The sequence below is a fragment of the Sinomonas terricola genome, from assembly GCF_034931225.1.
GTDB classification, from domain to species: domain Bacteria; phylum Actinomycetota; class Actinomycetes; order Actinomycetales; family Micrococcaceae; genus Sinomonas; species Sinomonas terricola.
This window is the reverse complement of record NZ_JAYGGQ010000011.1, coordinates 128300-152673: the sequence shown is the minus strand read 5'-3', so window position 1 is coordinate 152673 and position 24374 is coordinate 128300. Positions and strand designations below refer to the sequence as shown.

Annotated in this window: 23 protein-coding genes; 10 read left to right on the top strand and 13 right to left on the bottom strand. The window is 69.2% G+C overall.

Annotated elements, in window-relative coordinates:
* Nucleotides 1-50: 50 nt before the first annotated feature.
* Genes SPF06_RS14710 through SPF06_RS14685 form a run of 6 tightly spaced genes read right to left on the bottom strand, consistent with a single transcriptional unit; the run spans nucleotide 51 to nucleotide 5421 of the window.
* The gene (locus tag SPF06_RS14710; protein ID WP_323279869.1) at nucleotides 51-866 is read right to left on the bottom strand and encodes an MBL fold metallo-hydrolase; all 816 of its coding nucleotides are present in this window, start codon (nucleotides 864-866) and stop codon (nucleotides 51-53) included.
* Nucleotides 867-874: 8 nt separating this feature from the next.
* Nucleotides 875-1735, bottom strand: a complete 861-nt coding sequence (locus SPF06_RS14705) for a hypothetical protein (RefSeq protein ID WP_323279868.1) — start codon at nucleotides 1733-1735, stop codon at nucleotides 875-877.
* A gap of 38 nt (nucleotides 1736-1773) precedes the next feature.
* Nucleotides 1774-2829, bottom strand: coding sequence for an ABC transporter permease (locus tag SPF06_RS14700; RefSeq protein ID WP_323279867.1), 1056 nt, complete (start codon nucleotides 2827-2829; stop codon nucleotides 1774-1776).
* A complete protein-coding gene (locus SPF06_RS14695) occupies nucleotides 2826-3701 on the bottom strand; it encodes an ABC transporter ATP-binding protein (RefSeq protein ID WP_323279866.1) in 876 nt (291 codons plus the stop codon). Before SPF06_RS14695 ends, SPF06_RS14700 begins: the two co-directional genes overlap by 4 nt.
* Nucleotides 3701-4537, bottom strand: a complete 837-nt coding sequence (locus tag SPF06_RS14690) for an ABC transporter ATP-binding protein (RefSeq protein ID WP_323279865.1) — start codon at nucleotides 4535-4537, stop codon at nucleotides 3701-3703. The genes SPF06_RS14695 and SPF06_RS14690 overlap by 1 nt, the downstream gene beginning before the upstream one ends.
* Entirely contained in the window at nucleotides 4534-5421 is an 888-nt protein-coding gene (locus SPF06_RS14685) for an ABC transporter permease (RefSeq protein ID WP_323279864.1), read from the bottom strand. Before SPF06_RS14685 ends, SPF06_RS14690 begins: the two co-directional genes overlap by 4 nt.
* A 288-nt stretch (nucleotides 5422-5709) precedes the next feature.
* On the opposite strand from SPF06_RS14685, the gene SPF06_RS14680 reads away from it, so the two are divergent.
* From SPF06_RS14680 to SPF06_RS14660, 5 genes are all read left to right on the top strand, one after another.
* Nucleotides 5710-6711 (top strand): branched-chain amino acid transaminase, encoded by a 1002-nt coding sequence (locus SPF06_RS14680; protein ID WP_323279863.1) that lies wholly within the window; start codon nucleotides 5710-5712, stop codon nucleotides 6709-6711.
* A gap of 8 nt (nucleotides 6712-6719) precedes the next feature.
* Complete coding sequence (locus tag SPF06_RS14675) at nucleotides 6720-7640, top strand: acetamidase/formamidase family protein (protein WP_323279862.1); 921 nt, start codon at nucleotides 6720-6722, stop codon at nucleotides 7638-7640.
* A 14-nt stretch (nucleotides 7641-7654) separates the two neighbouring features.
* Nucleotides 7655-9079 carry a dihydroorotase gene (locus SPF06_RS14670; RefSeq protein WP_323279861.1) on the top strand — a complete coding sequence of 475 codons (1425 nt, stop codon included), beginning with the start codon at nucleotides 7655-7657 and terminating at the stop codon, nucleotides 9077-9079.
* A gap of 161 nt (nucleotides 9080-9240) precedes the next feature.
* Nucleotides 9241-10110 carry a class II glutamine amidotransferase gene (locus SPF06_RS14665; protein WP_323279860.1) on the top strand — a complete coding sequence of 290 codons (870 nt, stop codon included), beginning with the start codon at nucleotides 9241-9243 and terminating at the stop codon, nucleotides 10108-10110.
* A 322-nt stretch (nucleotides 10111-10432) separates the two neighbouring features.
* Nucleotides 10433-11314, top strand: coding sequence for an ATP-grasp domain-containing protein (locus tag SPF06_RS14660; RefSeq protein ID WP_323279859.1), 882 nt, complete (start codon nucleotides 10433-10435; stop codon nucleotides 11312-11314).
* Between the two features lie 24 nt (nucleotides 11315-11338).
* On the opposite strand, the gene SPF06_RS14655 is transcribed toward SPF06_RS14660, so the two are convergent.
* From SPF06_RS14655 to SPF06_RS14640, 4 genes are all read right to left on the bottom strand, one after another.
* A complete protein-coding gene (locus SPF06_RS14655; protein WP_323279858.1) occupies nucleotides 11339-12523 on the bottom strand; it encodes an FUSC family protein in 1185 nt (394 codons plus the stop codon).
* Nucleotides 12524-12530: 7 nt separating this feature from the next.
* On the bottom strand, nucleotides 12531-13769 hold the full coding sequence (rlmN, locus tag SPF06_RS14650; protein ID WP_323279857.1) for a dual-specificity RNA methyltransferase RlmN: 1239 nt from the start codon (nucleotides 13767-13769) through the stop codon (nucleotides 12531-12533).
* Between the two features lie 179 nt (nucleotides 13770-13948).
* Entirely contained in the window at nucleotides 13949-15877 is a 1929-nt protein-coding gene (locus SPF06_RS14645; RefSeq protein ID WP_323279856.1) for an ABC transporter ATP-binding protein, read from the bottom strand.
* Nucleotides 15878-15917: 40 nt separating this feature from the next.
* A complete protein-coding gene (locus SPF06_RS14640) occupies nucleotides 15918-16529 on the bottom strand; it encodes a PadR family transcriptional regulator (RefSeq protein ID WP_323279855.1) in 612 nt (203 codons plus the stop codon).
* Between the two features lie 217 nt (nucleotides 16530-16746).
* On the opposite strand from SPF06_RS14640, the gene SPF06_RS14635 reads away from it, so the two are divergent.
* The 3 genes from SPF06_RS14635 to SPF06_RS14625 are packed head-to-tail and all read left to right on the top strand — an operon-like array spanning nucleotide 16747 to nucleotide 19449.
* The gene (locus SPF06_RS14635; protein WP_323279854.1) at nucleotides 16747-18531 is read left to right on the top strand and encodes a GMC oxidoreductase; all 1785 of its coding nucleotides are present in this window, start codon (nucleotides 16747-16749) and stop codon (nucleotides 18529-18531) included.
* Nucleotides 18528-18926, top strand: coding sequence for a PAS domain-containing protein (locus SPF06_RS14630; protein WP_323279853.1), 399 nt, complete (start codon nucleotides 18528-18530; stop codon nucleotides 18924-18926). The genes SPF06_RS14635 and SPF06_RS14630 overlap by 4 nt, the downstream gene beginning before the upstream one ends.
* The gene (locus SPF06_RS14625) at nucleotides 18919-19449 is read left to right on the top strand and encodes a cupin domain-containing protein (RefSeq protein ID WP_323279852.1); all 531 of its coding nucleotides are present in this window, start codon (nucleotides 18919-18921) and stop codon (nucleotides 19447-19449) included. Before SPF06_RS14630 ends, SPF06_RS14625 begins: the two co-directional genes overlap by 8 nt.
* Before the next feature lie 24 nt (nucleotides 19450-19473).
* Here SPF06_RS14625 and SPF06_RS14620 read toward each other — a convergent pair whose 3' ends face one another.
* Entirely contained in the window at nucleotides 19474-19956 is a 483-nt protein-coding gene (locus tag SPF06_RS14620; RefSeq protein ID WP_323279851.1) for a carboxymuconolactone decarboxylase family protein, read from the bottom strand.
* Nucleotides 19957-20043: 87 nt separating this feature from the next.
* Entirely contained in the window at nucleotides 20044-21234 is a 1191-nt protein-coding gene (locus tag SPF06_RS14615; RefSeq protein ID WP_323279850.1) for a 4-hydroxybenzoate 3-monooxygenase, read from the bottom strand.
* Nucleotides 21235-21387: 153 nt separating this feature from the next.
* Between SPF06_RS14615 and SPF06_RS14610 the strand changes: the two genes are divergently transcribed.
* On the top strand, nucleotides 21388-22095 hold the full coding sequence (locus tag SPF06_RS14610; protein ID WP_323279849.1) for an alpha/beta fold hydrolase: 708 nt from the start codon (nucleotides 21388-21390) through the stop codon (nucleotides 22093-22095).
* 31 nt (nucleotides 22096-22126) lie between these two features.
* Here SPF06_RS14610 and SPF06_RS14605 read toward each other — a convergent pair whose 3' ends face one another.
* The gene (locus SPF06_RS14605; RefSeq protein ID WP_323279848.1) at nucleotides 22127-22876 is read right to left on the bottom strand and encodes an IclR family transcriptional regulator; all 750 of its coding nucleotides are present in this window, start codon (nucleotides 22874-22876) and stop codon (nucleotides 22127-22129) included.
* A gap of 254 nt (nucleotides 22877-23130) precedes the next feature.
* Between SPF06_RS14605 and SPF06_RS14600 the strand changes: the two genes are divergently transcribed.
* Nucleotides 23131-24345, top strand: coding sequence for an MFS transporter (locus SPF06_RS14600; RefSeq protein WP_323279914.1), 1215 nt, complete (start codon nucleotides 23131-23133; stop codon nucleotides 24343-24345).
* The last annotated feature ends 29 nt before the right edge of the window (nucleotides 24346-24374 follow it).

The window sequence follows — 24374 nt, the reverse complement described above, 5'->3', positions numbered from 1 at the left end:
GGGTGGGGGAAGAACAGGTGGGTGGGTGAAACGGGGCCACGGGAGCCCTGCTAGTACCTGTAGGCCTGCTTGTGGCCGGCCCGGATGATCGGTTCGACGTCGCGGAGGTTGGTGATGACGTTGCCGTGGGTCGGGGCAACGGTGGTCACTCCGAGCTCGTCGATGAGCGCGAGGACGCGGTCGTAGACCCGGTCGGCGTCGTTCGCGAAGCGCGCCCAGTAGAGGGCGCTGCCGGTGAAGAACGCCGCGTTCTCGACGGCGACCGGCCCGGAAAGCTCGGTGGTCACGAGCCCGCACTCGCCCGGAAGGTGCACGGGATCCTCGTCGTCGAGTTCGGGGCGGTGCATGTAGCAGAAGCCGTCCGCGGTGAAGAGGACGCCGGATTGCGGCACGAAGCCCCATTGGGTGTTGGGGAGGTCGCGGATGAGGGCCTCGACGATGAGGAACTCGGTCCCGCCGCCCAGGTCGATGCGGTCGCCCGGCACACGCGCGTGGAGGTTCGGCTCGATCTGCGGATAGAACAGGTGGTAGTCGCGGATGTCGCCGACGATCTGGACGTTGGGGTACTTCTGGACGAGCCGCGGCAGGTTGCCGGTGTGCGGGAGCTCGGGGTGCGTCGGGAATACGTAGTCGAGCTCCCGGCCGCCGAGGAGCCCGTCGAGCTTCTCGGAGATGATGGGCCAGCTCGAGGGGTTGCCCGTGTCGACGAGGATCGACGCCGTTTCGCCTTGAACGAGGAACGTCGAGTTGTGGCCGTGGATCACTCGACCGTCGATGTTGAAGGGGAGGCAGGAGCTCATCCAGGTCACGCCGTCGGCAATGCTCCGCGGAAGGTCGCTGCTCATCGTCTCAACTAGCTCTTCCATGGGTCCTCCTAGACGGCCTGCGGCACGAGCCCGGCGTGCTGCGGTTCGAGGGCTTTGAGCATGAAGTCGAGATGGCGTCGCACCACGTCGCGGCCGCGGAGCGCGCATCCGCGCGAGGGGGCGACGATCTCGGGATCGAGTTCGTCGAACTTCGCTGCGAGCCAGTCCCGCAGCGGCTCGCGCGTGGCGCGGGGCAGCCACTCATACTTCGCGTAGAGGTGGCCCGCCACCTGCTCGGGCGTCGTGGTGTCCTCGACGGTCGAGTCGATGACGCGGGGGCTGTCCGGCCGGGCCATGACGCCGTGGGTAAACGTGTCTGACGTGAAGAGCGCGCCGGTCTCGGCATCCCAGCCCCAGAAGGTCATGAGGAGCCGGAGGAGCGGCGCCTCGATCTCGAGCACGCGGCCGGGTCCGATCTCGATGGTGGCAGCTCGGGCAACCGAGTCGCCATGGCCGGTGCGCTGCGCGTCGATCTGGTGGCGGCGGCTGCGCAGCCCGGTGCGGGCGAGGTCCTCGAACGCGTCGAAGGGGTTGATGACGCCACCCGTGAAGAGTCGCTCGATGTCGAAGTGCCGGACGATGGGCTCAAGATTGGAGACGCAGTCCATCTCGGCCCGCGTGAAGAAGACCGAGAGGCTCCCGCCCTCGCCGATGAGGGTCGAAAGGTCTTCGAGGATCTCGTCGCTGTGGACCGCAAGCCCCGAGTCGACGAGCAGATGGGAGTGTCCCGCTGCGCCGGGCTCAGAGAGCAGGTAGCAGTTCGAGGGCTGGAAGCCGGTTGCCTGCGGGGGCACCCAGCTCACGCGGCCGTCGAGGGGGATCAGCCCACCGAGGACGACCAACTTGTCGTTCTTTATTTTAGTGAACATATCTTCAATCTATTGATGGCTCTTCAAGGTGTCAAGGGTCACATTGCCGGCGTCGCGATGGGGCGGGCGCGGCGTCTTGGCCGCAGCGCGACACCGCGGGCCCGCGGATCGAGCAGCGTGATGAGCACGTCGAGGATGACGTAGCCGAACAGGCTCGTCGCCCCCATCACGAGGACGAAGCCTTGGATGACCGGCATGTCCCCCTTGAGCACGCCGTCGAGCGACCACCCGCCCACGCCCGGCCACGAGAAGACGCTCTCGATGATCGCCGCGCCGCTCAGGGCGGCCGCGAACAGCAGCACCATGTACGTCATGAGGGCCGCCCGCACGTCGCTCAGGGCGTAGCGGTACACCTGGAAGGGCCGCAGTCCGCACGCCCTCGCGAATTCGATCTGCGGAGAGTGGAGGATCTGCAGAAGGCCCGTGCGGACGGTCTTCCCGAACGGCGCCGCGAAGAACAGCCCCATCGTGACAATCGGAAGGGCCGCCCGGCTCAAGACCGAGCCCAGGATCTTCCACTGCCCCGCGATCACCGCGTCCACGAGCACCGAACCGGTGACCTTGGGCGGCGGGATATCGGCGCTTGCGAGCATTCCGAGCGGGGCCGGCGCAAGGTGGAGCTGCTGGTAGAAGATGAACAGCAGGAGCAGGGCGAGCACGAATTCTGGCATCGCCATGAGCACCGAGACGCCAGCGGTGAACGTCTTGTCCGGCAGCCGCCCGCTCCGATACGCCGCGAACGTGCCCATCGCGACGCCGAGGAGGAGCGCGAGGACGAGCCCCGGCACGAGATAGACGAGCGTGTTGGGCAGTCGCGTCCAGAGCTCCTGCGCGACGGGCGTGCCCGTGAAGAACGAATGGCCCAGATCGCCCCTGAGCGTGCGGCCCAGGTAATCGAGGTATCGGTCCCAGAGGGGCTTGTCGAGGCCGAGCTCGCCGTGGATGCGGGCGATATCGTCGGGCGTCGCGTACTCGCCGAGAAGGGCGACGGCGGGATCCCCGGGCAAGAGGGACACGAGCCCGAAGCTCAGCGTCACGAGGCCGAGGAGAAGGCCGACGGCGATGGCCAGCCGCGAGGCGATGTACCGGATCATGCGTTGGCCGCCTTGGTGGGAAGGAGGGAGCCGTCGTCGTCTGGCGGGATGTCCGCTCCGCCGACAGGCGGGAGGCCGCCGTCGTCGTCCGGCGACATATATGGAAGAGGAGCCATCGCTGCCGCCATGAGCGCCTGGGTGTAGGGCTGCTGGGGGCGGTCGAGGACGTCGAGGGCGGGGCCCGTCTCGACGAACCGCCCGCGATGCATCACCGCGACGCGCGAGCAGAAGTGGCGCACGGTCTCGATGTCGTGGGAGATGAAGACGTACGTGAGCCCGCGGGCCCGCTGGAGCTCGGAGAGCTTGCGCAGGATCGAGGCGCGGATCGTGAGATCGAGCGACGACGTCGGCTCGTCGAGGACGACGATGCTCGGATCCGTCACGAGGGCCCTGGCGATGCCGACGCGCTGCTGCTGCCCGCCGCTCAGGTTGGCGGGCCGTCGGTCGAGGAACTGCGCCGAGAGGCCCACTTCGTCGAGCGTCCTCTCAACCTTCTTGAGCCGCTCGGTGCGCGAGGCGCAGAGCTTCGCGACGATGAGCGGCTCCTCGACGATCTGGCGGACCGTCAGCCGCGGATTGAGCGACGCGAACGGCTCCTGGAACACGATCTGCCAGTGGCGTCGCTTCCGCCGGAGGGCACGCGGCGCGAGGGCGCGCACGTCCTGCCCTTCGAGCAGGATGGAGCCCGAATCCGCCTCGTGCAGCCTCAGGAGGAGGCGCCCGAGCGTCGACTTCCCCGAGCCGCTCTCGCCGATGATCCCGAGGCATTCGCCGGCCTCGACGTCGAAGGAGACGCCGTCGACCGCCGTCAGGACGCGGCCTTGGGGCGTCTGGAACGTCTTGCGCAGCTCCTTCACTTCGATGATGGGCATCACGCACCCCCTGTCTCGGACATCGCGGCCCCAACGGGCCGCGATGGGTCGGATGGCCCCACGACGGACCTGAGCAGCGACGCGGTGTACGGGTGCTCGGGGGCGGTGAAGACCTTCGACACGGGCCCCTGTTCGACGAGGTTCCCGTGGTACATGACGAGGACGCGGTCGCAGTACTCGGCCACGACCCCGAGGTCGTGCGTCACGATGAGCATCGACCGCCCGCTCCTGCTCGTGAGCTCGCGAAGCGTGTCGAGAACCTGGCGCTGCACGGTGAGGTCGAGCGCCGTCGTCGGCTCGTCGGCGATGACGAGCCGCGGGTTGAGGTAGAGCGCCATCGCGATGACGACGCGCTGCGCCATGCCGCCGCTCAGCTCGTGCGCGTAGCCGCGGATCACGCGCTCGGGTTCGCTCACCCCCGTGGCCTCGAGCAGGCCGACTGCGCGCTCTCGGGAGGCGGCGTCGACCCTGACGCCGTGCGCCTTTGCGATGTTCGCGAACTGCTTCTCGATCCTTAGCACGGGATTGAGCGCGCTGAAGGGATTCTGGGCGACGAAGCCGATCTCCCGGCCCCTGAGCTCGCGCATGCGCCGCTCCGGCACATCGAGCAGCGGGCGTCCGCCGAAGACCACGCTCCCTGCTGCCACGCGTCCCGGGGGCACGAGCAACCGCGTGATCGAGCGGACGACCGTTGACTTGCCGGACCCCGACTCGCCGACGATGCCCACGATCTCCGTCTCGCCGACGTCGAACGAGATGCCATGGAGCGCCCGCACCGCGCCGCCGCGCGTCGCGAATTCGGCGACGAGCCCGCGCACCTCGAGCCCCGCCCTCATCGGGCACGCTCCACGCGTTCGATGCGGTTCTCAAGCGCGCCCGCGAGGATGTTGAGCGACCCGATCGCGAGGAGCATCGCAGCCGTCGGGAAGCCCGAGGCCCACCAGTCCCCGCGAATGAGCATGCTGAAGCCGTCCGCGATCATGCCGCCCCAGCTCGGCTGCGGCGGCTTCGCCCCGACGCCGAGGAAGTTGAGGGCCGCGATCGTGCCGAGCGCGTTCGCGGCGGTCAGGGTGGCCTGGACGAGCACGACGCCATAGGCGTTGCGGAAGATGTGGTTGAACGCGACGCGAAGCGGCGAGCAGCCGGTTGCGACCGCCGCTTCGACGTAGCGCGCCGAGCGCAGCGAGAGCGCTGCCGCCCGCGAGAGCCGCACGAAGCGCGGCGCCCCGACGACGGCGATCGCGATCACGACGTCGAGCACCGAACCGCCCATGAGCTGAATGCCGACGACGGCGATCACGATCGTGGGCAGCGCTGCGAAGGCGTCGACGACCCGCATGAGCGCGTCGCCGACGCGGCCGCTCGTCGCGAAGAGGCCGAGCGGAACGCCGACGATGAGAGCGAGGGCCGTCGCACCGATGGCAATGGGGAGGTCGAGCTTCGCGGCCTCGATCGTGCGCGAGAAGACATCCATTCCGTTGCCGTCCGTGCCGAACCAGTACGTGCCGCTGGGGGCCACGGCGATCGCGTTGGGGTCCGGCCTGAGCGGACTGTGGGGATACGGCATGACGAGGGCGAGGAGCGGGAGGCCGAGGATCACGGCTGCGGCGATCACCGTCACCGCGACATGTGATCGTGCGAAGACCTCAGCCCTCCCCCTCCTCGCCCATTCGGCGACGCGCAGCCCCGGCGAGGTGCGCGGAATTCCCTGAACACTCATGGGGCATGCTCCGCGGCGGCGGGCACGTCCTTGTGCCGCCGAGAGGATCGGGCAGACAGCTGGGGCATGTGGACTCCTTGAATCAAAGCGTCATCACTTTATTGAACCGACCCTCGCCGACTTTGGGAAGGTCTGGTATCCCAGAGTGGGCGTTCGGTTTGTTGGAGCGGAAGAAGTGCGTGTTGCGACGCACCAGCCGAGAGAAGTTTAGGAATGCCATTCGTTGAACCATTGACAGGCCTCCGACGCAATCTTCAATATAGTGACACACACCATACGTTGTTGAAGATGATCTGGGAAGAGGAGCACTACGAGATGTCGACGCTGAGCGAAGAAGCCACGCTGCCTGTCCCCGAGGCCCCCGCCTCCGCACCGAAGGTCCGGTATCTTCTGCACGACGGCGAACTCGTCGACTACCACGACGCCCGCCTGCACGTCCTCAGCACGACCCTCAAGTACGGCGTCGGCGTCTTCGAGGGCTTCCGCGCCTATTGGAGCGAGGACGAGAAGCAGCTCTACGCGTTCCGTGTGGGCGACCACATGCGCCGGCTCGTCGACTCGATGCGCGTCGTCGAGATCGACGGGCCGCAGGACGTCGACGTCCTCACCGAACAGCTCCTCGGGCTCGTCCGCGCCAACGAGCTGCGCGGCAACCTCCACATGCGCGCCCAGGTCTTCGTCGACTCGAGCGACGGCAAGCCCGAAGACACCGGCCCCGCGACCGTCTTCATGGCCGCGATCCCGATGGGGAACTACTTCGGCGCGACGGGCCTCGACGTGCAGATCAGCAGTTGGGCCCGCCTCTCCGACCGCTCGATGCCGCCCCGCATCAAGTCCATAGCGAACTACCAGAACGGCCGGCTCGCGATGCTCGAGGCGCGCCGCAACGGCTACGACGCTGCCCTCCTCATGACCGAGTCCGGCCACGTCGCCGAGGGCGCGGGCTACAACGTCTTCATGGTGCGCAAGGGTCGGCTCTGCACGCCGCCCACGACGGACAGCATCCTCGAAGGCATCACGCGGGACAGCGTCTTGCACCTCGCGCGCACCGAGCTCGGGCTCGACGTCGATATCCGGCCCATCGACCGCACCGAGCTGTACTCGGCGGACGAGGTCTTCGTCTGCGGGAGCGCTGCGGAGGTCAACCACGTGACGTCGGTCGACCGCACGCCCATCGGCTCGGGCGGCGTCGGCGAGCTCACGGCCCGGCTCCAGCGGCTCTACCTCGACGCCGTCGTCGGCCGCGCCGCCGCGGACCAGGGCTGGGCCCAGCCCGTCTACCCGGCGTAGGGCGAGGCATGGCCTCCCCCATCACCGGCCAGCTGGCCCGCGCAGGCTTCGCCTATGCCGGATACAATCATGCATCCACGGTGTTTACGGCACTCGCCGCGCCCATCCTCGAGGTCGAACAGGGCGAGCGCTTCATCCTCGAGGCGCGCAGCCTCCTCACGGGCGGTTTCTTCGAGGCCGGAGAGTACGAGAAGTGCTCGATCCCGGTGACCGGGCCCGTCGTCGTCCACGGCGCCCGCCCGGGTGATGCGCTCCGCGTCGACCTCCACGACATCCGCGTCGCGGACCGCGGCGCCATGGTGACCCTCCCTGGGCGCGGCGGGTTCGGCGAGCCGCTGGGCCGCTTCGGTCACGTCGTCGAGATCGACGACGGCGGGGTCCACTTCGCCGACGGCGTCGCTATCCCCGTGCGCCCCATGGTGGGCAAGCTCGGGGTCGCCCCGGCCGACGGCGAGCCAAGCTCGAGCACGGTCGGTCCCTATGGCGGCAACATGGACTGCAACGATGTGACTGCAGGCTCCGCCGTGATCCTTCCCGTCCAGGCCGACGGCGCGCGGCTCTTCGCGGGCGACCTTCACGCCGCGCAGGGCGACGGCGAATGCTCGCTCACGGGCGTCGAAGTCGAAGGCTCGGTGACGCTCTCCTGCCGTGTGCTTCCCGGCGTCGCCGTGCGGCGGCCCGTCGTCCTCTCGGCCGGCCGTGTCATCACGATCGGAGACGGCGACGATCTGGACGCCGCCGCGCTGGCGGCGCTCGACGACATGCTCGAGCTCGTCGTCGTCGACCGCTCGTGGAGCCGCGAGAAGGCGGCGATGCTGCTCAGCGCGGCCGCCGACGTCGCCGTCTCGCAACTCGTCAACGCGCGCGCGTCCGTCAAGGTGAGCCTCGCCGAAGAGTACTTCCTTCATTCCCCCTTCTCTCCTGCCTAACCTCGGAGGCTTCTATGCTTGATCTCCTGCTGACCAACGGCCTCGTCGTGACGCCGTCGGGCGCCCGCCGCCTCGACATCGGCATCGCCGGCGGCACGATTGTCTCGCTCACAGCGCCCGAGTTCGGGAATCCCGCCGAAGCCCGCCGGACCATCGACCTGCGCGGCCAGCTCGTGGTGCCCGGTGGCGTCGACCCCCACGTGCACACCAACAGCGTCCTGCCGACCGCCGCGGAAAGCGGCATCATGTGCTTCGGCCCCGACCGCGTGAGCGAGGGGGCAATCTACGGCGGGACGACGACGCTCGTCGACTTCGCGCACTGGCAGCCGGGTGACGAACTGTCCCAATCGTTCGCCCGGAAGTCCGCCGAATGGGCCGGAAGCAGCTTCACCGACTACGCGTTGCACGGGACGTTCAAGGAGCCGGAGATCCCGTTCGAGGTGCTCGAGCAGATCCCGGACGCCGTCGCCGCGGGCCACGGGAGCTACAAGGTCTGGATGACCAACACGACGCCCACCCGGCCCCGGCAGAAGACCGACCTCGGCAATATGTGGGGCCTCATGGAGCAGACCGCAGCGGCCGGGGCGATGCTCGCCGTCCACGCCGAGGACGACGACATCGTCATGTACTCGTACAAGCGGCTCGAGCGAGCCGGGCAGACCGGCCTCGAGTACATGTCCCACGCGCATAACAACCTCTCCGAGAAGCTCTCGTTCCAGCGGGCCATCACGCTCGCCGAGCACGTCGGCGCGCCCATCTACCTCATGCACGTGAGCGCGCGCGAGGGCGTCGACGCGATCCGCGACGCGCGCGGGCGCGGCCTGCCGGTCTACGGCGAGGTGCTCCCCCACTACGCGCACTTCACGGCCGAGGACTACCGCCAGGAGAACGGCGCGATCTACCACACGTACCCGTCGCTCAAGTCGGCCGACGATCGCGACTCGATGTGGGACGCCCTCCTCGAAGGCGTGCTCAGCACGCTCGCGACCGATGGCGTGTGCACCGATCTCGACGTCAAGACCCGGGGCAAGACGATCTTCGACGCGACCGGCGGGCACGCGGGCGTCGAGATGCGGATGGCCGTCGCGTACACCGAAGGGGTTTCGAAGCGCGGCCTCGACCTCACGCGGTTCGTGGACCTCACGTCCGCGAACGCCGCGAAGATCCTGGGGCTGTATCCGCGCAAAGGCGCGATCGCGATCGGGAGCGATGCCGACCTGGCCGTCCTCGACACGACCGACGCGCGCCGGGTCACCGCCTCGGACCTGCACGAGGCCGACTACACGCCGTGGGAGGGCTACGAGGTCGCGGCATGGCCGAGCATGACAGTGCTGCGCGGGCAGGTTGTGGTCGAGGACCGCGAGCTCAAGACCGGGCCCCTCGGCGTGCTGCAGGAGCAGCGGGTTTCGAGCGACGTGCGGAGCCGCCCGGCCTGCTGACCCTTCCCGTTGCCCAGGACGAGTGGCCACCTCTCGCCAACCCGTGGCCACACGTCTAGGACGAGCGGCCACCTCTCGCCAACCCGTGGCCAAAGAGGCGGGGCACTCCGCCGTCGTCCGCTGCCCGCGCTGCCCCACCCTCGGAGCAGTATGGTGTGGGCATGTGCCGCCTGTTCGCCCTGCACGCGGGTCGAAATCGAGCCAAAGCGACGTTCTGGCTGCTCGACGCTCCGGACAGCCTGAGAGAGCAGAGCCGCCGTGAGCCCGACGGAACCGGCGTGGGCACGTTCACTCCCGAGGGACGGCCGAAGGTCGAGAAGCAGGCCGTGGCCGCGTGGGAGGATCGGGCGTTCGCGCGCGAGGCTCGCCACCTCGAGAGCACGACCTTCCTCGCCCACGTACGCTATGCGAGCACGGGAGCCCATACGTTCGTCAATACCCATCCGTTCGAACAGGCCGGTCGGCTCTTCGCGCACAACGGCGCCTTCGGCGGACTCGACCGACTCGAACAGCGGCTCGAGGACCTCGGCACGGCGAGCCTCGTACGCGGCGAGACGGACAGCGAACGCCTCTTCGCCCTCATCACCGCGGAAACGCGCATCGCGGGCGGCGATGTGGGCGCGGGGATCGCACACGCGGTCGCCTGGGTCGCCGAGAACCTCCCCGTCTTCAGCCTCAACTTCATCATCACGACGGCCACCGAACTCTGGGCCCTGCGCTACCCGGACAGCCACGAGCTGTACGTCCGCGAGGACCACGGCGCCCCCGAGGCGGAGCCACGTCGCCTCGACGCCACGAGCCAGCGGATCACGGTGCGCAGCCCCGACATGGGCGACCGCGTCCTCGTCGCGACCGAGCGCATGGACGACGACCCCCGGTGGCGGCTCGTGGAACCGGGCGAACTGCTTCACGTGGGGCCGGACCTTGTGCCCGCCTCAAGCCGCCCGATCCCCCGCGCACCAGCGATCCAGCTCTCACTCGCCGATCTGGACGCGAGGGCCGCGGCCTCCCAGCGCCCGCACCCGGCCTAGCTCGCCCTCTCGGCCTGAGTCAGGCCGGCGCTTTGGCTCGCCCGAGCAAACTGCAGCTGGGCGGTCGCCGAACAACTCGGCAGGCGGTGGCTGCGCGGCCCGCGTAGAAGATCGCGCGCCACTGCGTGGCCGAAGCCCAGGAACGCGGGACGCCGCCCCTCCTCGCCGCGTACTCACGCGTGCGGTGCCGCGTGGTGCGCCTGCCGGGACCCATCGATTTCAGGTATCGGGTACGCATGACGCGACCCAGCCGACGTGGGACATTGAGCCCAGGGTGGAAACCCTTGGTCCGGGTGCAAGACCGGATGGAGGCGAGGACAGCATGCCGACCGCGACGCGGACCAGCAGCGACCCCGGCAACGCAAGCCACATACACCTGGAGGTGGTGGGCTCGCCCAGGATCGCCCGAGATCTCGGAGCGAGCGCCCTCGTCCCGGTCGTCCACACGCCGGGGTTGGAGGCACTGGATCCCCAGGCAGCCTATTGGTGCTCGGGGTCCTGGGCGGCCAGGGTGGTTGCCACCGGCCACCACCCGTTCCTCTCCCCGGGCCCGGCATGGCTGGCCCGCCTGCCGGAGGAGTTCCTCGCGCGGCCGCTGCGCTCGGGCTTCCTCGGAGACCTCTTCCACCCATGGCGCCGTCCGCTGTTCGTCAGCCTCGCCCAGCACGAATCGCGCACGTTCCACGGCCGAGTCCACTCGGACGCCGAATCCCTGCTCGCGCTCGCGTTGAGCGCCTTCCCAGGCCGTTCCCTGCAGGAGCTGTGCGGACTCGCCACGATCGTGTCCCAGCCGGTCGTCTTCGCCCAGGAGTTCCGGTGCTTTCTCGCCCGGGCTCGAGTCACCTCGGTGAGCCACACGCGCACCCGCTACGGCGGGGCCGAGACGACCTGGCAAGCCCACGGCAGGGACGAAGGACCCGACACCAGGGATGCCCAACGCTTCGCCCAGGAGGTCGCAGACGCAGTGGGGCCGGATCAAGCCCCGGGGTACTGTCTCGACGTCGGCCGTCTCGACGTCGGCCGATGGGCCGTCATCGACGCGAGGCCAGCGTGGTCTGCCGACCCCTGCCGCGGCGATCCCGACGGAACGGTCGCCGCGATACTTTCCTCGCAGGAGGAAAACCCCGACTGGGGCTGGCGCCCCGACCCCCTCACCGCAGCTGCGGCCCAGCCCCTCCCCAGCCCGCAGATACTGGTCGCCTGAGCGATTCCGCCCCCCGTCCGGGCCCTACCCCGCGCTGGAGCGCGGGGCGGAGTCCGAAAGGCTCGGCAATCTGCCGGTGCGCCGGTACGCGTGCGGCGCGAGCACCACCGCCACGCCGACCACGGAGCCGATCGCCGTGTCGATGAAGCGGTCGTGGAGGAGCGCCCCGGGATCGGTGTGCGCGGCGAGAAGGGTCGAGAGGAGCGCGAGCGGTGTCACGCACACCTGTGCGAGGAAGTATTGCCGCGCGATGAGCATTTCCGCACCGAACTGGCACACCGCGATGAGCACGACCATGGCCCACGGCGCGGGCCGCAGCGCCGCGATCCCCGCGAGGAGCACAAGGCCGACGACGGTGCCCAGCACACGTTGCAGCCCCCGGCTCGCGCGGTGCCGCGTCGAGTGCCCGACGAGCGGCACGACGGCGGCCACCATGGCCCAATAGTTGTGGCCGAAACCCAGGGCCTGGCCGACGGCGGTCGCGGCCACACCCGCGATGCCGGGAGCCACGAGGTACCCGATCGACTCGAGCCACACTGCCCGCCGCTCAGCCTTCCCCAGCCGAACGCGCGCCGCCGCCCGAACGTCCGCCCACGCGAGGGGGCTGCGGCGGGACGCGGTCACGCGCGAGGAGAGGCCGATCGCGAGGCAGAGGGCAAACGTGGCGCCGGCGGCGAGCACCGCATCCGCGAGCGGCGGCTGATGCGGGAGCGACGAGACGGCCGCGAACGCGAAGATGTGGAACAGCGAGCCCGCGGGCCGAAGGCGCCACAGGCCCACGAGCACCGAGCACAGCCACGCGACGATGGTCGTGGCCTCGACGATCTCCCACGGAGTGAGCGCTCCACCCGGGCTGAGCCGTGCCGCGAGCGTGGCCGCGAGGATGACCCCGAGCATGAGCAGCCCCGCGCGGGCCTGCGCGACGACGCGGACGCGATGCGGCTCGTTGCGTCCATAGATCCCGGTGAACGCTGCGAAGCTCGCGAAGATCGCGAGGTCGAGGCGGTTCGCGAGCGTGAGCGCCAGGAGCGGAACGAACACTCCCAGCGCCACGCGCAAGGCGGGCTGGTGGTCGTTCCGGGCCGGGCCGATGGAGAACAGCAGCTCATGCAGGAAGCGGACGACGACGGCGAGCGGCCCGCGCGGGCGAGCCTCGCCGTCGTTGTTCGCGCCAGGGCGAGATGCGGACGGAAGCCCTGCCCCGCTCATGCGGCCCTTACTCCGCGGCGGCGAGCTGGCCGCACGCGCCGTCGATCTCCTTGCCGCGCGTGTCGCGCAGGGTCGTGGGGATGCCGGCCGCGCGGAGCGTCTCGACAAACTCGTCCTGGACCTCTGGCTCGGACGCGGTCCAGATCGACCCCGGGGTGGGGTTGAGCGGGATCGGGTTGACGTGGACCCAGCCGCGGCCGCGCTGGTTGAGCTTCTTGGCCAGGAGGGCGGCGCGCCAGGCATGGTCGTTCATGTCCTTGATGAGCGCATACTCGATGCTCACGCGGCGGCCGGTCTTGCGGAAGTAGTCGTACGCGGCGTCGATCGCCTCGTCGACCTTCCAGCGGTTGTTGACGGGGATGAGCTCGTCGCGGAGCTCATCGTCGGGCGCGTGGAGGGAGAGCGCGAAGGTGACCGGGAGCTCCTCGTCGGCGAGCTTGCGGATCGCGGGGACGAGGCCCACGGTCGAGACCGTGATGTTGCGGGCCGACATCCCGAGGCCTTCGGGCGCGGGGTCCACGAAACGGTGGACGGCGGCCATGACGCGCTTGTAGTTCGCGAGCGGCTCGCCCATGCCCATGAAGACGATGTTGGTGACGCGCTCGTCCGGGTGTTCACTCACGCCGAGCTCCCCAGCCGCGATGACGCGGTTCGCCGCGACGACCTGGTCCACGATCTCTGCCGTCGACATGTTGCGCGTGAGGCCCGCCTGGCCCGTCGCGCAGAACGGACAATTCATGCCGCAACCAGCTTGGGAGGAGACGCACAGCGTGATGCGGCCCGGGTAGCGCATGAGGACCGACTCGACGAGTGCGCCGTCGAAGAGGCGCCAGAGGAACTTGATGGTGTTGCCGTCGTCGGTGCGCAGGCGGCGGACCTCGGTGAGGAGCGGCGGGAACATCGCCTCGACGAGCTCCTCGCGGCCGGCCTTCGGCAGGTCGCTCATGCGCACGGGATCCGTGGTCCAGTGCTGGAAGTAGTGCGTGCTGAGCTGCTTCGCGCGGAACGCCGGCAGGCCGAGCTCCTTGAGCTTCCCTTGACGCTCCGCGAGCGTGAGGTCCGCGAGGTGCTGCGGCGGCTGCTTGACGCGCGGGGACGCGAACTGGAGCAGCGGCCGGCCCTCGGCGGTGCGCTGCTGTTCCCAGCCCTCCGCCGCGGGGAGGACCTGGGGGCGCGCGTCGTCGCCGGCACGGCTCGCGGGCGTGCGGCTCACAGGTGTGTTCGGAGTTGGCGTGGGGGAAGTCATCCCGTCCATCATCCCATGCCGGTTTTCGCGTTCCCGAATCGGGGCACTATGATTCCGCTCTCGCGGGGCAAGATCTGGCCACGGGTTGTTCGAAAGGTGGCCACCCGTCCCCCAGACGCGTGGCCAGCTCTCGCCAACGCGTGGCCAGCTCTCGCCGACGCGTGGCCAGCTGCGGGTGGTTACGCTTCCGCTCTCGCCGCGGCACCAGCGCTCCCGCCGCGAGACCCGTTCGGGCTCGCGCCTGCCTGTTCGAGGTAGAGCCGCGCGTACGCGCCGCCTGCGGCGAGCAATTCGGCGTGCGTGCCATGCTCGACGATCCGCCCATGGTCGACGACGTAGATGACGTCGGCGCCGACGACGGTCGAGAGCCGGTGCGCGATGGCGATCGTCGTGCGGCCATGGGCCGCGGTGTCGAGGGCCTTCTGCACGACGCGCTCCGAGATCGTGTCGAGGGAGCTCGTGGCCTCGTCGAGGACGAGCACTTCGGGATCCTTGAGCAGCACCCGCGCAATCGCGATGCGCTGCTTCTCGCCGCCCGAGAGCCGGTAGCCGCGCTCCCCGACTACGGTGTCGTAGCCGTCGGGGAAGGACATGATCGTCTCGTGGATGTTCGCGGCGCGGGCGGCGGCCTCGAGCTCGTCCTGCGTCGCGCCGGCCTTCGCATAGCGGAGGTTCTCGGCGATCGTCGCGTGGAAGAGATACGTCTCCTGGCTCACGATCCCGATGTGGCCCACGAGCGATTCGCGCTCGAGCTCGCGCACATCGCGCCCCGCGAAGCGGACGGCTCCCGCACTCGCCTCGTAGAACCGCGGGATGAGATACGAGACGGTCGTCTTCCCGGCGCCGCTCGGGCCGACGAACGCGGCGTACTGGCCGGGCTCGACGCGGAAGGAGACGTCCTCGAGGGTGGCCCGGTCCTCGCCGCGCGCATCCGGATAGCGGAACGTCACGCCGTCGAACTCGATCTCGCCGAGCCGCGGCGAGGCCGCGGGGAGCGGCACGGCGCCCGGCGCGTCGGCGATCGCGGGGCGGAGGTCGAGGTACTCGAAGATGCGCGCGAAAAGGGCGCCGGAGGTTTGCAGGTCGAGCGCCACGCGCATGATCGCCATGAGGGGGAACAGCAGCCGGGCTTGGACCGTGGTGAAGGCCACGATCGTGCCCGCCGTGATCCCGTGGACCCCGCCCGAGAGCAGCCACCCGGACACGAGATAGACGATCGCCGGAATCGACGAGAGGAAGATGCTCACGAGGGCGAAGAAGTACTGCCCGCTCATGGCCTGCCGCACTTGGAGCTTCACGAGATTGCGGTTCTCCGCGGAGTACTTCTCGATCTCGTCCGGCTGGCGGTTGAAGCTCTTCGAGAGCAGGATCCCGGACACGCTGAGCGACTCCTGCGTGATCGCGGTCATGTCGGAGAGCGATTCCTGCGTCTTGGTTGCGATGCGCGCGCGCACTTGGCCCACGCGGCGCTGGGCGATGACGAGGAACGGCATGAGCACGACGGCGATGAGCGTGAGCTGCGCGTTGAGCGCGAGCATCGCGACGAACGCCGCCATCACGGTCACGATATTCCCCACGACGCCGGAAACCGTGTTGGAGAGGACGCTCGCGACGCCGCCGACGTCGTTCTGGAGCCGAGATTGGATGACGCCCGTCTTGGTGCGCGTGAAGAAGCTCAGCTCCATCGACTGCAGATGGCTGAACAGACGCACGCGGAGCGCGCCCATGACCGAGTTGCCCACGGTCGAGGTGAGGTACGTCTGCCACACCCCGAGGAGCACAGAGACGATGTACACGGCGATCATGAGGCCCACGAGCTCGGCGAGGCGCGCAATGTCGGGGTGCCCGCCGGGCGGGAAAAGGCCGTCGTCGAACGTCCTCTGGGTGAGCAGCGGCGGGGCGACGGAGAGCGCCGCCCCGACAAGCACGAGGACCACGGTCAGCATGAGCGCGCCGCGGTGCGGCGTGAACAGCTCGGCGATGCGCCGGAAGAGGTGCGGGATCTTGGGCGCCTCGGCGTTGAGCTTCTTCTGCAGCGCGACGTCACCGCCCGAAATGCGACCGCCGCGCACGACGGCGGGCGGTCGCCCGGGTGTGATGTGGGACATGCGCCTCCTTAGGAGTACTGCTTACTCTGCAATGATCCCGCTATTCGGCGAGGATGAGGTACAGCGCTTTGCGGGCCTCGTCCAGTGCGGCCGCAGCCTTGGCGCGCTGCTCATCGGTCGCGGCGAAGTGGAACTGCTTGAGCACGCCCATGAGCTTCATGGCACTGGCCACGAGCGCGTCCGCTTCCTCGCTCCGGCCCGGCGCGGCGTCCCATGCCTTCTGGAGCTCCTCGGCATGGTCGGCGACATACTCGCGGCCAGCCTCGGTGAGGGTGAACTCGGTGCGCTTGCCTTCGCCGGTCTGCTCGACGAGCTCTTCGTCGACGAGCTGCTGGAGCGTCGGGTACACGGAGCCGGGGCTCGGGCGCCACATGCCGTTCGTGCGCTCGTTCGCGGCCTGGATGATGCCGTAGCCCGTCGAGGGGCTCTCCGACAGGAGCGAGAGGATCATCGCGCGGATGTCTCCGCGGCTGGCCCTGCGCCCTCCGCGGGGCCCGAAGCCCGGCGGGAAGTCCCGCCCGGGACCGAATCCGCGCCCGAACCCGCGGCCGAAGCCGCCAGGGCCGAAGCCCGGCCCGAAGCCGCCGGGCCCGAAGCCGCGCCCGTCGTGGTGATGCTGATGCTCGTGGTGATGGTCTGGATGTGGATGCATTGATTCTCTCCTTGGTAAGGCGATACACCGATACAGCATCGATGTATCAAGATGTCTCAACGATATATCGCTAATTTTCATTCCACAAGACCTCCCCCAGCTCTTGCCTGCGCCGTTGTACATGACTAATCTCGTCACTACTTTGACGGCTGTCGGCTGGGGACGACCGGAGAAGTAACGCCCTTAAACACGGTGTCACCTCACTTCGGGAGTTCTCATGAGCGCTGTCTCGTCCACACCCAACTTCAACCACGGCTATCCGACACCCGGCCCGCAAGCGCCGACGCCGCAGAAGGTCATGGACCACGTCTTCTTCCTTTCGCAGGGCGCCTGGAAGCAGGCCAGGGAAGACCAGCAGTTCGACTTCGTCGTGGTCGGCTCGGGCTTCTGTTCCCTCGCCTTCGCCGAGCGGACCCTCTCCCACAACCCCCACGCGCGCATCCTCATCCTGGAGCGCGGGCCGTTCTTCCTCCCCCAGCACTTCCAGAACCTTCCGCTCCCCTATCGGCAGACACTCGGCGGCCTCTCGGAAACGTTCCCGTGGACGCTCTCCGCCCAGACCGCCAAGCAACCCGCCGGGAAGATCGGCTGGCAGCACGGCATGGTGCCGTTCTACGGCGGCCGCAGCATCATGTGGAGCGCGTGGTGCCCGCGGCCCGAGGAGCAGGAGATGCGTGCCTGGCCCGCCGAGACGATCGCCGCGGCCCAGCGGAACTTCGCAAGCGCGGAGGCCCTCCTCAACGTCATCCCGGCCGACCGCATCGACGCGGGCGAGTCACGGGCGGCACTCGAGCTCATCAGCCGCACCCGACCTGTCTATGGCGAGCTTCAGAAGGGACTGCAGGGGATCCTCGGCGCCGAGTTCCACCGCATCGATTCCGGCACGCGCTGGATCCCCGCGCCGCTCGCCGCCGCGACCGGGACCGACTCGGGCATCGACTTCGCGAAGTTCTCGACGCCCGCCGTTCTCCTCGAGCTCGCCGACCGGCAGGCCGCGCTTGCGGCGAACGGCGGCGGCGCGCCGCTGAGCATCGTCACGGAGTGCGTCGTCGAGCGCATCCACTCCCAAGGCGGCGCCGCGACCGCGCTCGAGACGAGCCGCGGCGTCGTCGCCCTCGGGGACGCCCAGCTAATCCTCGCGATGGGCACCCTGCCGCCCACGACGCTCGTCCTCAATTCGTTTCCGGAGACGCCCGGCGCGGGCTCGACGTTCTCCGCCCACTTCATCACGTCCGTCGTCGCGCGCGTGCCGCGTGCCGACTTCCCCTTCGGCGAAGGCCTCGGCAGCCTCGAAGTCGCCGCGATCTACCTCGCGGGCGAAAGCTCGGCGGGCATGCAGTACCACGTGCAGCTCTCGGTCCTGGCGGATCGCGAACCGGTCATCAACGCGCAGAAGGCCGAGCGGTACGCGCCCGACGTCGTCGCGACGGCGTCCGCGGCGCAGCTCCGCGGCTCCGAGGACTACCTCGTCTTCGTGTGCGCCGTGCTCGGCGAGCTCGACGAGGCCAACTCCGAGAACTGGCTCAAGCCCGACGGCGGCGCGGACCCTACCTGCAACGTCACCCTCCAAGTCCTGGCCAACGGGACGGACGCCCAGACCTGGGACACGATGGACGAGGCGACGTTCCAGATGATGGAGCGGGTCTTCTCGCCCGCGGGCGCGGGCCGCGTCGAGTACTGGCACGGAAGCCCGGACGACGGCAGCTGGTCGTCCGAGCGGCCGGGCATCCCCGAGCGGCGCGTGCCGGGCCTCGTCCACGAGGGCTCGACGCTCGCGATCGGCGAGACCAACGAGTTCCCCGTCGACACGGGCTACCGCCTGCGCGGCACGGAGAACGTGTACGTCACGGGCGGCTGCCTGTGGCCCACGGGCGGATCGTGGAACCCGACCATGACGATGACGGCGCTCGCCCAAGACCTCGCCGACCGGCTCACGCCCGGGCCCGCCCAGGGCGAGGAAAGCCTCACCGACGAGCTCGCCGCGGCAGGCGGCACCCGATGACCCACGCACCCGATCCCGTGATCCTGCCGACCGAGCCGCCCATGAGCGTCGCGGACGTCCTCAACCGGCAGGACGGCGTCTACTGGGTCGTCAAGAACCGCGACTCGGTGTTCCTCTGGGTCAACGAGAACTTCGCGGACCTCGTCGGGATGAGCAAGGACGAGCTCATCGGCCACAGGGACTCGCGCGCGGCCCACGTCGAGCACGACCAGCAGGTCATGGCGAGCGGCAAGCCCCTCCTGAACTTCCACGAGACCATCGCCGTGCCCACGAAATCGGGCGGCATGGTCAATGTGGACATCGTGACGCAGAAGGGGCTCCTCCGCTCGCTCGACACCGGCGAGATCATCGGCATCACCGTGTGCTTCAGCCTGCGGAACCCGGTCGATGAGTAGCCTCGGGCGAGGCCGCGCGGCGGAAGGCTGGATCAAGCGGCTGGGCCTCACGCCGTCGTCCGTCGGGGGCTGGTTCGGCGCGGCGATGGCCTCCGACGAGACGGTCGACGGCGCCGCCCTCCCCGCGCGCTTCACCGGCCCGCACCCGCTGTACTCGTCGAATTGGTACCTCCTCGAGGAGGGGCAGCACCTGCTCCTGCATCAGCTCAAGCAGGACGAGCTGTGGTTCTTCCACGTCGGCGGGCCACTGCTCCTCCACAGCTTCCCGGACTCTGGGGCCGTCACGGTCGCGATCGGGCCCGATCCCGAACGCGGGGAGACCCTGCACGCCGCGGCGCCGCATTCCACGTGGTTCGGCGCCGAGCTTGCCCGCGGCACGGAGTTCGCGCTCGTGAGCTGCAGCCTCGGGCCGGGCTGGCAGCCGTCCGATCCGACACTCCCCACGGACGACGACGTCGCTCGCCTGTGTGCCCAGTTCCCCGAACGGGAGGTGCTCATCCGGCGGCTCGCGGCTGGTGCCTGAATGCCGACGTGCGCCCTGACGCCGCTACGCTTTCACGCGGTGGCGGCTCACGATCGAGACGCGGTTGAACGTGTTCATCGTCGCAGCGGCCCAGCACAGCGCCGAATATGCCTTGTCTCCCAAGGCGAAGCGCGCGGATTCGAGCGAGGCGACGCGCTCGTCGTCGTCCGGGAGCGTGGTGACGGCCTCCGCGATGGTGAGCGCTGCCTCCTCGATCTCCGTGAAGATCGAGGTTTCCCGCCACGCGGGCAGGACCCGCAGCTTGACCGGCGCCGCGCCCGCCTCCTCCGCGAGCCGCACGTGGAGGTCAAGGCAGAAGGCGCAGCCGTTGATCTGCGAGATGCGCACGTTCGCGAGTTCGACGACGTCGCGCGGCAGCCCGGCGGCGTCCGTCGCCTCGCGCACGGCCGCGGCGAGCGCGTTGAGGGCCTTCCACGATCCGGGATCGGCCTTGTCGAGGTAGAACGCGGGGATCGGGCTCGGCTGGTGGGTCAGCGGGTGGGTCATAGGGGCATCCTTTCATCCCCGCTCGGCGAGATCTGGCCACGCGTCACCACCCAACGGTCGGCCACCTCTCGCCGGACGCGTGGCCAGCTACTTCCCCTGCCACCCCGTGTAGCACTCGGCGATGTAGGCGCGGCCATGCTCCGACTCGAGGAGCGATCGCAGTTCGCCGATCTGCCGCGCGCGGAAGAAGTCGTGGTTCGGCTCTGTCGGGACGGTGTGGAGGAGCGTCGTCATCCAGTACGAGAAGTACTGCGCCTTCCACACGCGGTCGAGGGCGCGGTCGGAATATGTGTCGAGGAGCGCGGACGAACCCGTTGAGAAGTACGAATCGAGGCTTTCGAAGAGCAGCTTCACGTCGTGGAGCGCGAGGTTGAGGCCCTTCGCGCCCGTTGGCGGGACGGTGTGGGCGGCGTCGCCCGCGAGGAACAGGTTCCCGTGGCGCATGGGAGTGTGCACGAACGAACGGAACGGGAGCACGACCTTGTCGATGACCGGCCCCTCCTTGAGCTCGAAGCCGTTGCCGTTGACGCGCACGCGCAGCTGCTCCCAGATCTGCTCATCGGTCCAGCCCGCCAGATTCGTCGCGGGATCGCACTGGAAGTACATGCGCTGCACCGCATCCGTGCGCTGGCTGATGAGCGCGAAGCCGTGCGCCGAGTTCGCGTAGATGAGCTCGGGCGCGCTGCGCGGCGCCTCGGCGAGGATGCCGAACCACGCGAACGGGTACTCGTTGAAGTGCCATGTGCGCTCGGCCGCGGGGACCGCGCCACGGCACAGCGAGCGCGAGCCGTCGGCCCCCACGAGGATCTCCGCCCGGAGCTCCCAGTCCTGGCCATCCGCATCGGTGAAGAACACCTTCGGGGTGCCCGTGAGGTCGGAGACCTGGGTCCCGGAGCACGAATAGCGCACGTCGCCGCCGTCGGCCTCGCGCTGGGCAGCGAGGTCGTCGAAGACGTCGTTCTGCGGGTAGAGCCACACCGAATTCCCCGTGAGGCCCTTGAAGTCGATGCGGTGGCCCTCGCCGTTGACGCGGAATTCGGTGCCCTCGTGCTCGTGGCCGTTCCGGAGCACGTTGTCCACGCCCGAATCGACGAGCAGGTCCACGGATCCGGCCTCGAGGATGCCCGCACGGATGGTGCGCGAGATGGAGTCGCGGCTGCGGATCTCCACGACCGTGTTCTCGATCCCCGCACGGAATAGCAGGTGGGACAGCATGAGGCCGGCCGGGCCGGCGCCCATGATGGCGACCTGGGTCTTGTGGATCTTGCGTTCGCTCATCTCAACTCGCTCTCTCTCGGGCCGGCCCACCGTTGGGCCCGCGCCGAACGTCTGGATCGAGTGTGCGACGGCGGCCGACGACCGCGTAAGGGCGTTTCCGTTGAACGGAAACGCGGTGGCTGCCCTCTTGGAGGCGGCCCTAGCTTGTGATGCATGACACACATTGTTCTTGTCCACGGCGCTTTCCACGGCGGATGGTGCTGGTCCGAGGTCGCCGCAGGGTTGACGCAGAGGGGCCACACGGTCGTGGCTCCGGACCTTCCAGGATCCGGCGATGACCGGACGCCGGTCGAGGAAGTCACGCTCGAATCCGCTGTCGACCGGGTCATCGAGGCCTTGAAGGCTTCCGACGAGCCTTCGGTTCTCGTGGCGCACAGTATGGGCGGCATCGTCACGACGCAAGCGGCCGCACAGGTCCCCGAATTGATCTCCAGGCTCGTCTACGTCACGGCGTTTCGCCCCGTCGACGGCGAGTCGCTCCTCGACCTCACGCACCTCCCGGAAGGGGCTGGGGACGGGGTCCAGGCGAACATCACCGTTGCGGGCGAGCCCCCAGTCGCGACCTTCGACTTCGAGAAGGCGAACGACGTCTTCGGCAACGGAGTCCCAGCCCATCTGGCCCAGGAGGCGGCTGCGAAGCTGACACCCCAGCCGCTCTCCCTCTTCGCGACACCGGTCAGCATCCGCGCGGCCGCCCTTCCGCCGGCCGAGTACGTGATCTGCAGCGAGGACCGCGCGATCCCTCCGGCCCTCCAGGAGCTCATGGCCACGCGCGAACCAGCGAGGACCCACCGGCTCGCGGCCGGGCATTCCCCCTTCTACTCGCATCCGCAGGAGATCGTCGACATCCTGCTCAGCTAGGAGACCGCTGAACCGATGATGCGTCGCGCGCTCAGGTTCCCGGAGTGGCGAGCTGCCGCCCGATGCCGCGCGCGGCCGTCCTGAGCGCGGGCACGATCTGGTGGATCCTCACCTCGGCGATGGGAACGACGACGCCGATCGCCGCGACGGTGCGTCGCTGGCGGTCCTCGATCGGCACAGCGATGCCCCATGTGTCCGGATCGACGACGCCGGCCAGCTCTGCATAGCCGCGCTCGGCGGCGGTCGCGAGGAGCCGGCGGACGTGGTCCGCATCGACGCGTCCTGTGGGGTCGCGAAAGCGCTCGAGGTAGGCGTTTTGGACGGATCGCGGCTGCCCGGCCATGAGCGCGACGCCTGCGGAGGAGATGTGCACCGGCATGCGGCCCGCGACCTTCGCCCGGTTCGCCACGGATCCGCGGCGGGAGAGCCTCTCGACGAACAGGACGTCGTCGACCTGGAGCACTGCGAGGTTGACGTTCTGGTTGAGGACCTGATGGATGTCATCCATGAACGGCAGCGCGGCCTGCCGGAGAAGGAGGATGGGCGAGTTGCGGTTGACGAGCTCCCAGAGCCGCAGGCCGAGCTGGAGCTTGCCGCCGGGCGCCTGCTCGAGGAGCCGATGCTCGGCGAGCTGAGCCACGAGGCGGTGGGCGCTCGTGAGCGGGAGATCCGCGCGCGCCGCGACCTCGCCAAGCGGAAGCGCGCTCACGCCCTCCGGAAACGCCTCAAGAATGCGGACCACGCGGTCCACGACCGAATCCCCAGAACTCGAATTGGCCACGCTGCCTCCCTATGAGTCCGTCAATGCGACTGTCATTCATTATCCCATTCAACGGAAAACTGCGTTCCGTTCCGATCCTCGAGAGTGATACACCTCTCACGTCTCTTCCACTTCCCGGAGGTTCCCCAGTGACAACGCCGTCCCCCTCCCCCGCCCACTCACCGACGCACGATTCCTCACTCGCCCGCACTCCCACCCGCGATTCCTCACCCACCCACCCGGGCCCGCAGCCCATCTGGCTCTGCTGGTTCGCCATGGTCCTCGACGGCTTCGACCTCGTAGTCCTCGGCGCCGTCATTCCCGTCCTGCTCAAATCCAAGGACCTCGGCTTCGACCCCGTCGGGGCAACCTTTGCCGCCACCATCTCCCTCGTGGGAGTGGGGATCGGGGCCCTCTTCATCGCGCCCCTCTCCGACAGGTTTGGCCGCCGGAAGCTGCTCGTCGCGTGCGTCGCGTGGTTCTCGATCTTCACGCTCGCGGTCGTCATCGCGCCCAACGTGGCCGTGTTCGGTGCCTTCCGCCTGCTCGCGGGCCTCGGCCTCGGCGCGTGCCTGCCCGCCGCGCTCGCCTACATGAACGACTACGCACCCGCGGGCTCCAGCGCCCGCGCCACCACGCGCACCATGACCGGCTACCACGTCGGCGCCGTGGTGACCTCCCTCCTCGCGATCGCCCTCGTCCCCAACTGGCGCGCGATGTTCATCGTCGGCGGCCTCGCGGGCCTCGCGCTCGTGCCGTTCCTCTGGCTCATGCTTCCGGATCCCGTTTCCGCGCGTCAGATCATCCCCGCTGGCGCCGCCAGCGGCGGCGCCAGCGACGACGGCGCCAGCCAGCCGCCGTCGTCGGCCTCCTCGGGTGGGCACAAGCTCGGCCTCCGCGCGCTGCTCCGGCCGCCCTACCCGCTCGTCGCGGTGGGCATCGCCGTCGCGTCGTTCATGGGCCTCTTGCTCGTGTACGGGCTCAACACGTGGCTGCCCACGCTCATGGCCGGTGCCGGCTATTCAATGGGCTCCTCGCTCACGCTCCTGTTCGTGCTCAACGTCGGGGCCGTCGCGGGGCTCGTCGTGGCCGGATGGCTTGCCGACCGGCACGGCGCCAAGCGCGTGGTGCTGCTCTGGTTCGGCGTCTCGGCCGTCTTCCTGGCCTTCCTGAGCGTCCGCATGCAGAACGAACTCCTGCTCGACGCGGCGGTCTTCGCGACGGGCGTGTTCGTCTTCAGCTCCCAGGTGCTCGTCTACGCGTGGGTGAGCCAGCTCTTCCCGGCCCATCTCAGGGCGACCGCCCTCGGCTTCTCGGCCGGCGTCGGGCGCGTCGGGGCGATCCTCGGCCCGGCCGTGACCGGCGCGCTCGTCGCGGCAGGCGTCGCCTACCCGTGGGGGTTCTACGTGTTCGCGCTCGCCGCGGTCATCGCCGTCGCAGCGCTCGCCTTCGTTCCTCGGGCGGTGGCGCGCGAGCGCTCTGGACGCTAGCGAGCAGACCGTCGCGGACGCCGTAGCCT

Bases quoted from the DNA above. Each gene is read 5' to 3' on its own strand.
- SPF06_RS14690 (WP_323279865.1), bottom strand. From the start codon at position 4,537: ATGAGGGCGGGGCTCGAGGTGCGCGGGCTCGTCGCCGAATTCGCGACG.
- SPF06_RS14655 (WP_323279858.1), bottom strand. From the start codon at position 12,523: ATGAGCGGGGCAGGGCTTCCGTCCGCATCTCGCCCTGGCGCGAACAAC.
- SPF06_RS14610 (WP_323279849.1), top strand. From the start codon at position 21,388: ATGACACACATTGTTCTTGTCCACGGCGCTTTCCACGGCGGATGGTGC.
- SPF06_RS14695 (WP_323279866.1), bottom strand. From the start codon at position 3,701: ATGCCCATCATCGAAGTGAAGGAGCTGCGCAAGACGTTCCAGACGCCC.
- SPF06_RS14645 (WP_323279856.1), bottom strand. From the start codon at position 15,877: ATGTCCCACATCACACCCGGGCGACCGCCCGCCGTCGTGCGCGGCGGT.
- SPF06_RS14620 (WP_323279851.1), bottom strand. From the start codon at position 19,956: ATGACCCACCCGCTGACCCACCAGCCGAGCCCGATCCCCGCGTTCTAC.
- SPF06_RS14675 (WP_323279862.1), top strand. From the start codon at position 6,720: ATGGCCTCCCCCATCACCGGCCAGCTGGCCCGCGCAGGCTTCGCCTAT.
- SPF06_RS14600 (WP_323279914.1), top strand. From the start codon at position 23,131: ATGGTCCTCGACGGCTTCGACCTCGTAGTCCTCGGCGCCGTCATTCCC.
- SPF06_RS14700 (WP_323279867.1), bottom strand. From the start codon at position 2,829: ATGATCCGGTACATCGCCTCGCGGCTGGCCATCGCCGTCGGCCTTCTC.
- rlmN (WP_323279857.1), bottom strand. From the start codon at position 13,769: ATGACTTCCCCCACGCCAACTCCGAACACACCTGTGAGCCGCACGCCC.
- SPF06_RS14630 (WP_323279853.1), top strand. From the start codon at position 18,528: ATGACCCACGCACCCGATCCCGTGATCCTGCCGACCGAGCCGCCCATG.
- SPF06_RS14670 (WP_323279861.1), top strand. From the start codon at position 7,655: ATGCTTGATCTCCTGCTGACCAACGGCCTCGTCGTGACGCCGTCGGGC.
- SPF06_RS14680 (WP_323279863.1), top strand. From the start codon at position 5,710: ATGATCTGGGAAGAGGAGCACTACGAGATGTCGACGCTGAGCGAAGAA.
- SPF06_RS14640 (WP_323279855.1), bottom strand. From the start codon at position 16,529: ATGCATCCACATCCAGACCATCACCACGAGCATCAGCATCACCACGAC.
- SPF06_RS14660 (WP_323279859.1), top strand. From the start codon at position 10,433: ATGCCGACCGCGACGCGGACCAGCAGCGACCCCGGCAACGCAAGCCAC.
- SPF06_RS14710 (WP_323279869.1), bottom strand. From the start codon at position 866: ATGGAAGAGCTAGTTGAGACGATGAGCAGCGACCTTCCGCGGAGCATT.
- SPF06_RS14615 (WP_323279850.1), bottom strand. From the start codon at position 21,234: ATGAGCGAACGCAAGATCCACAAGACCCAGGTCGCCATCATGGGCGCC.
- SPF06_RS14635 (WP_323279854.1), top strand. From the start codon at position 16,747: ATGAGCGCTGTCTCGTCCACACCCAACTTCAACCACGGCTATCCGACA.
- SPF06_RS14685 (WP_323279864.1), bottom strand. From the start codon at position 5,421: ATGAGTGTTCAGGGAATTCCGCGCACCTCGCCGGGGCTGCGCGTCGCC.
- SPF06_RS14665 (WP_323279860.1), top strand. From the start codon at position 9,241: ATGTGCCGCCTGTTCGCCCTGCACGCGGGTCGAAATCGAGCCAAAGCG.
- SPF06_RS14625 (WP_323279852.1), top strand. From the start codon at position 18,919: ATGAGTAGCCTCGGGCGAGGCCGCGCGGCGGAAGGCTGGATCAAGCGG.
- SPF06_RS14705 (WP_323279868.1), bottom strand. From the start codon at position 1,735: ATGTTCACTAAAATAAAGAACGACAAGTTGGTCGTCCTCGGTGGGCTG.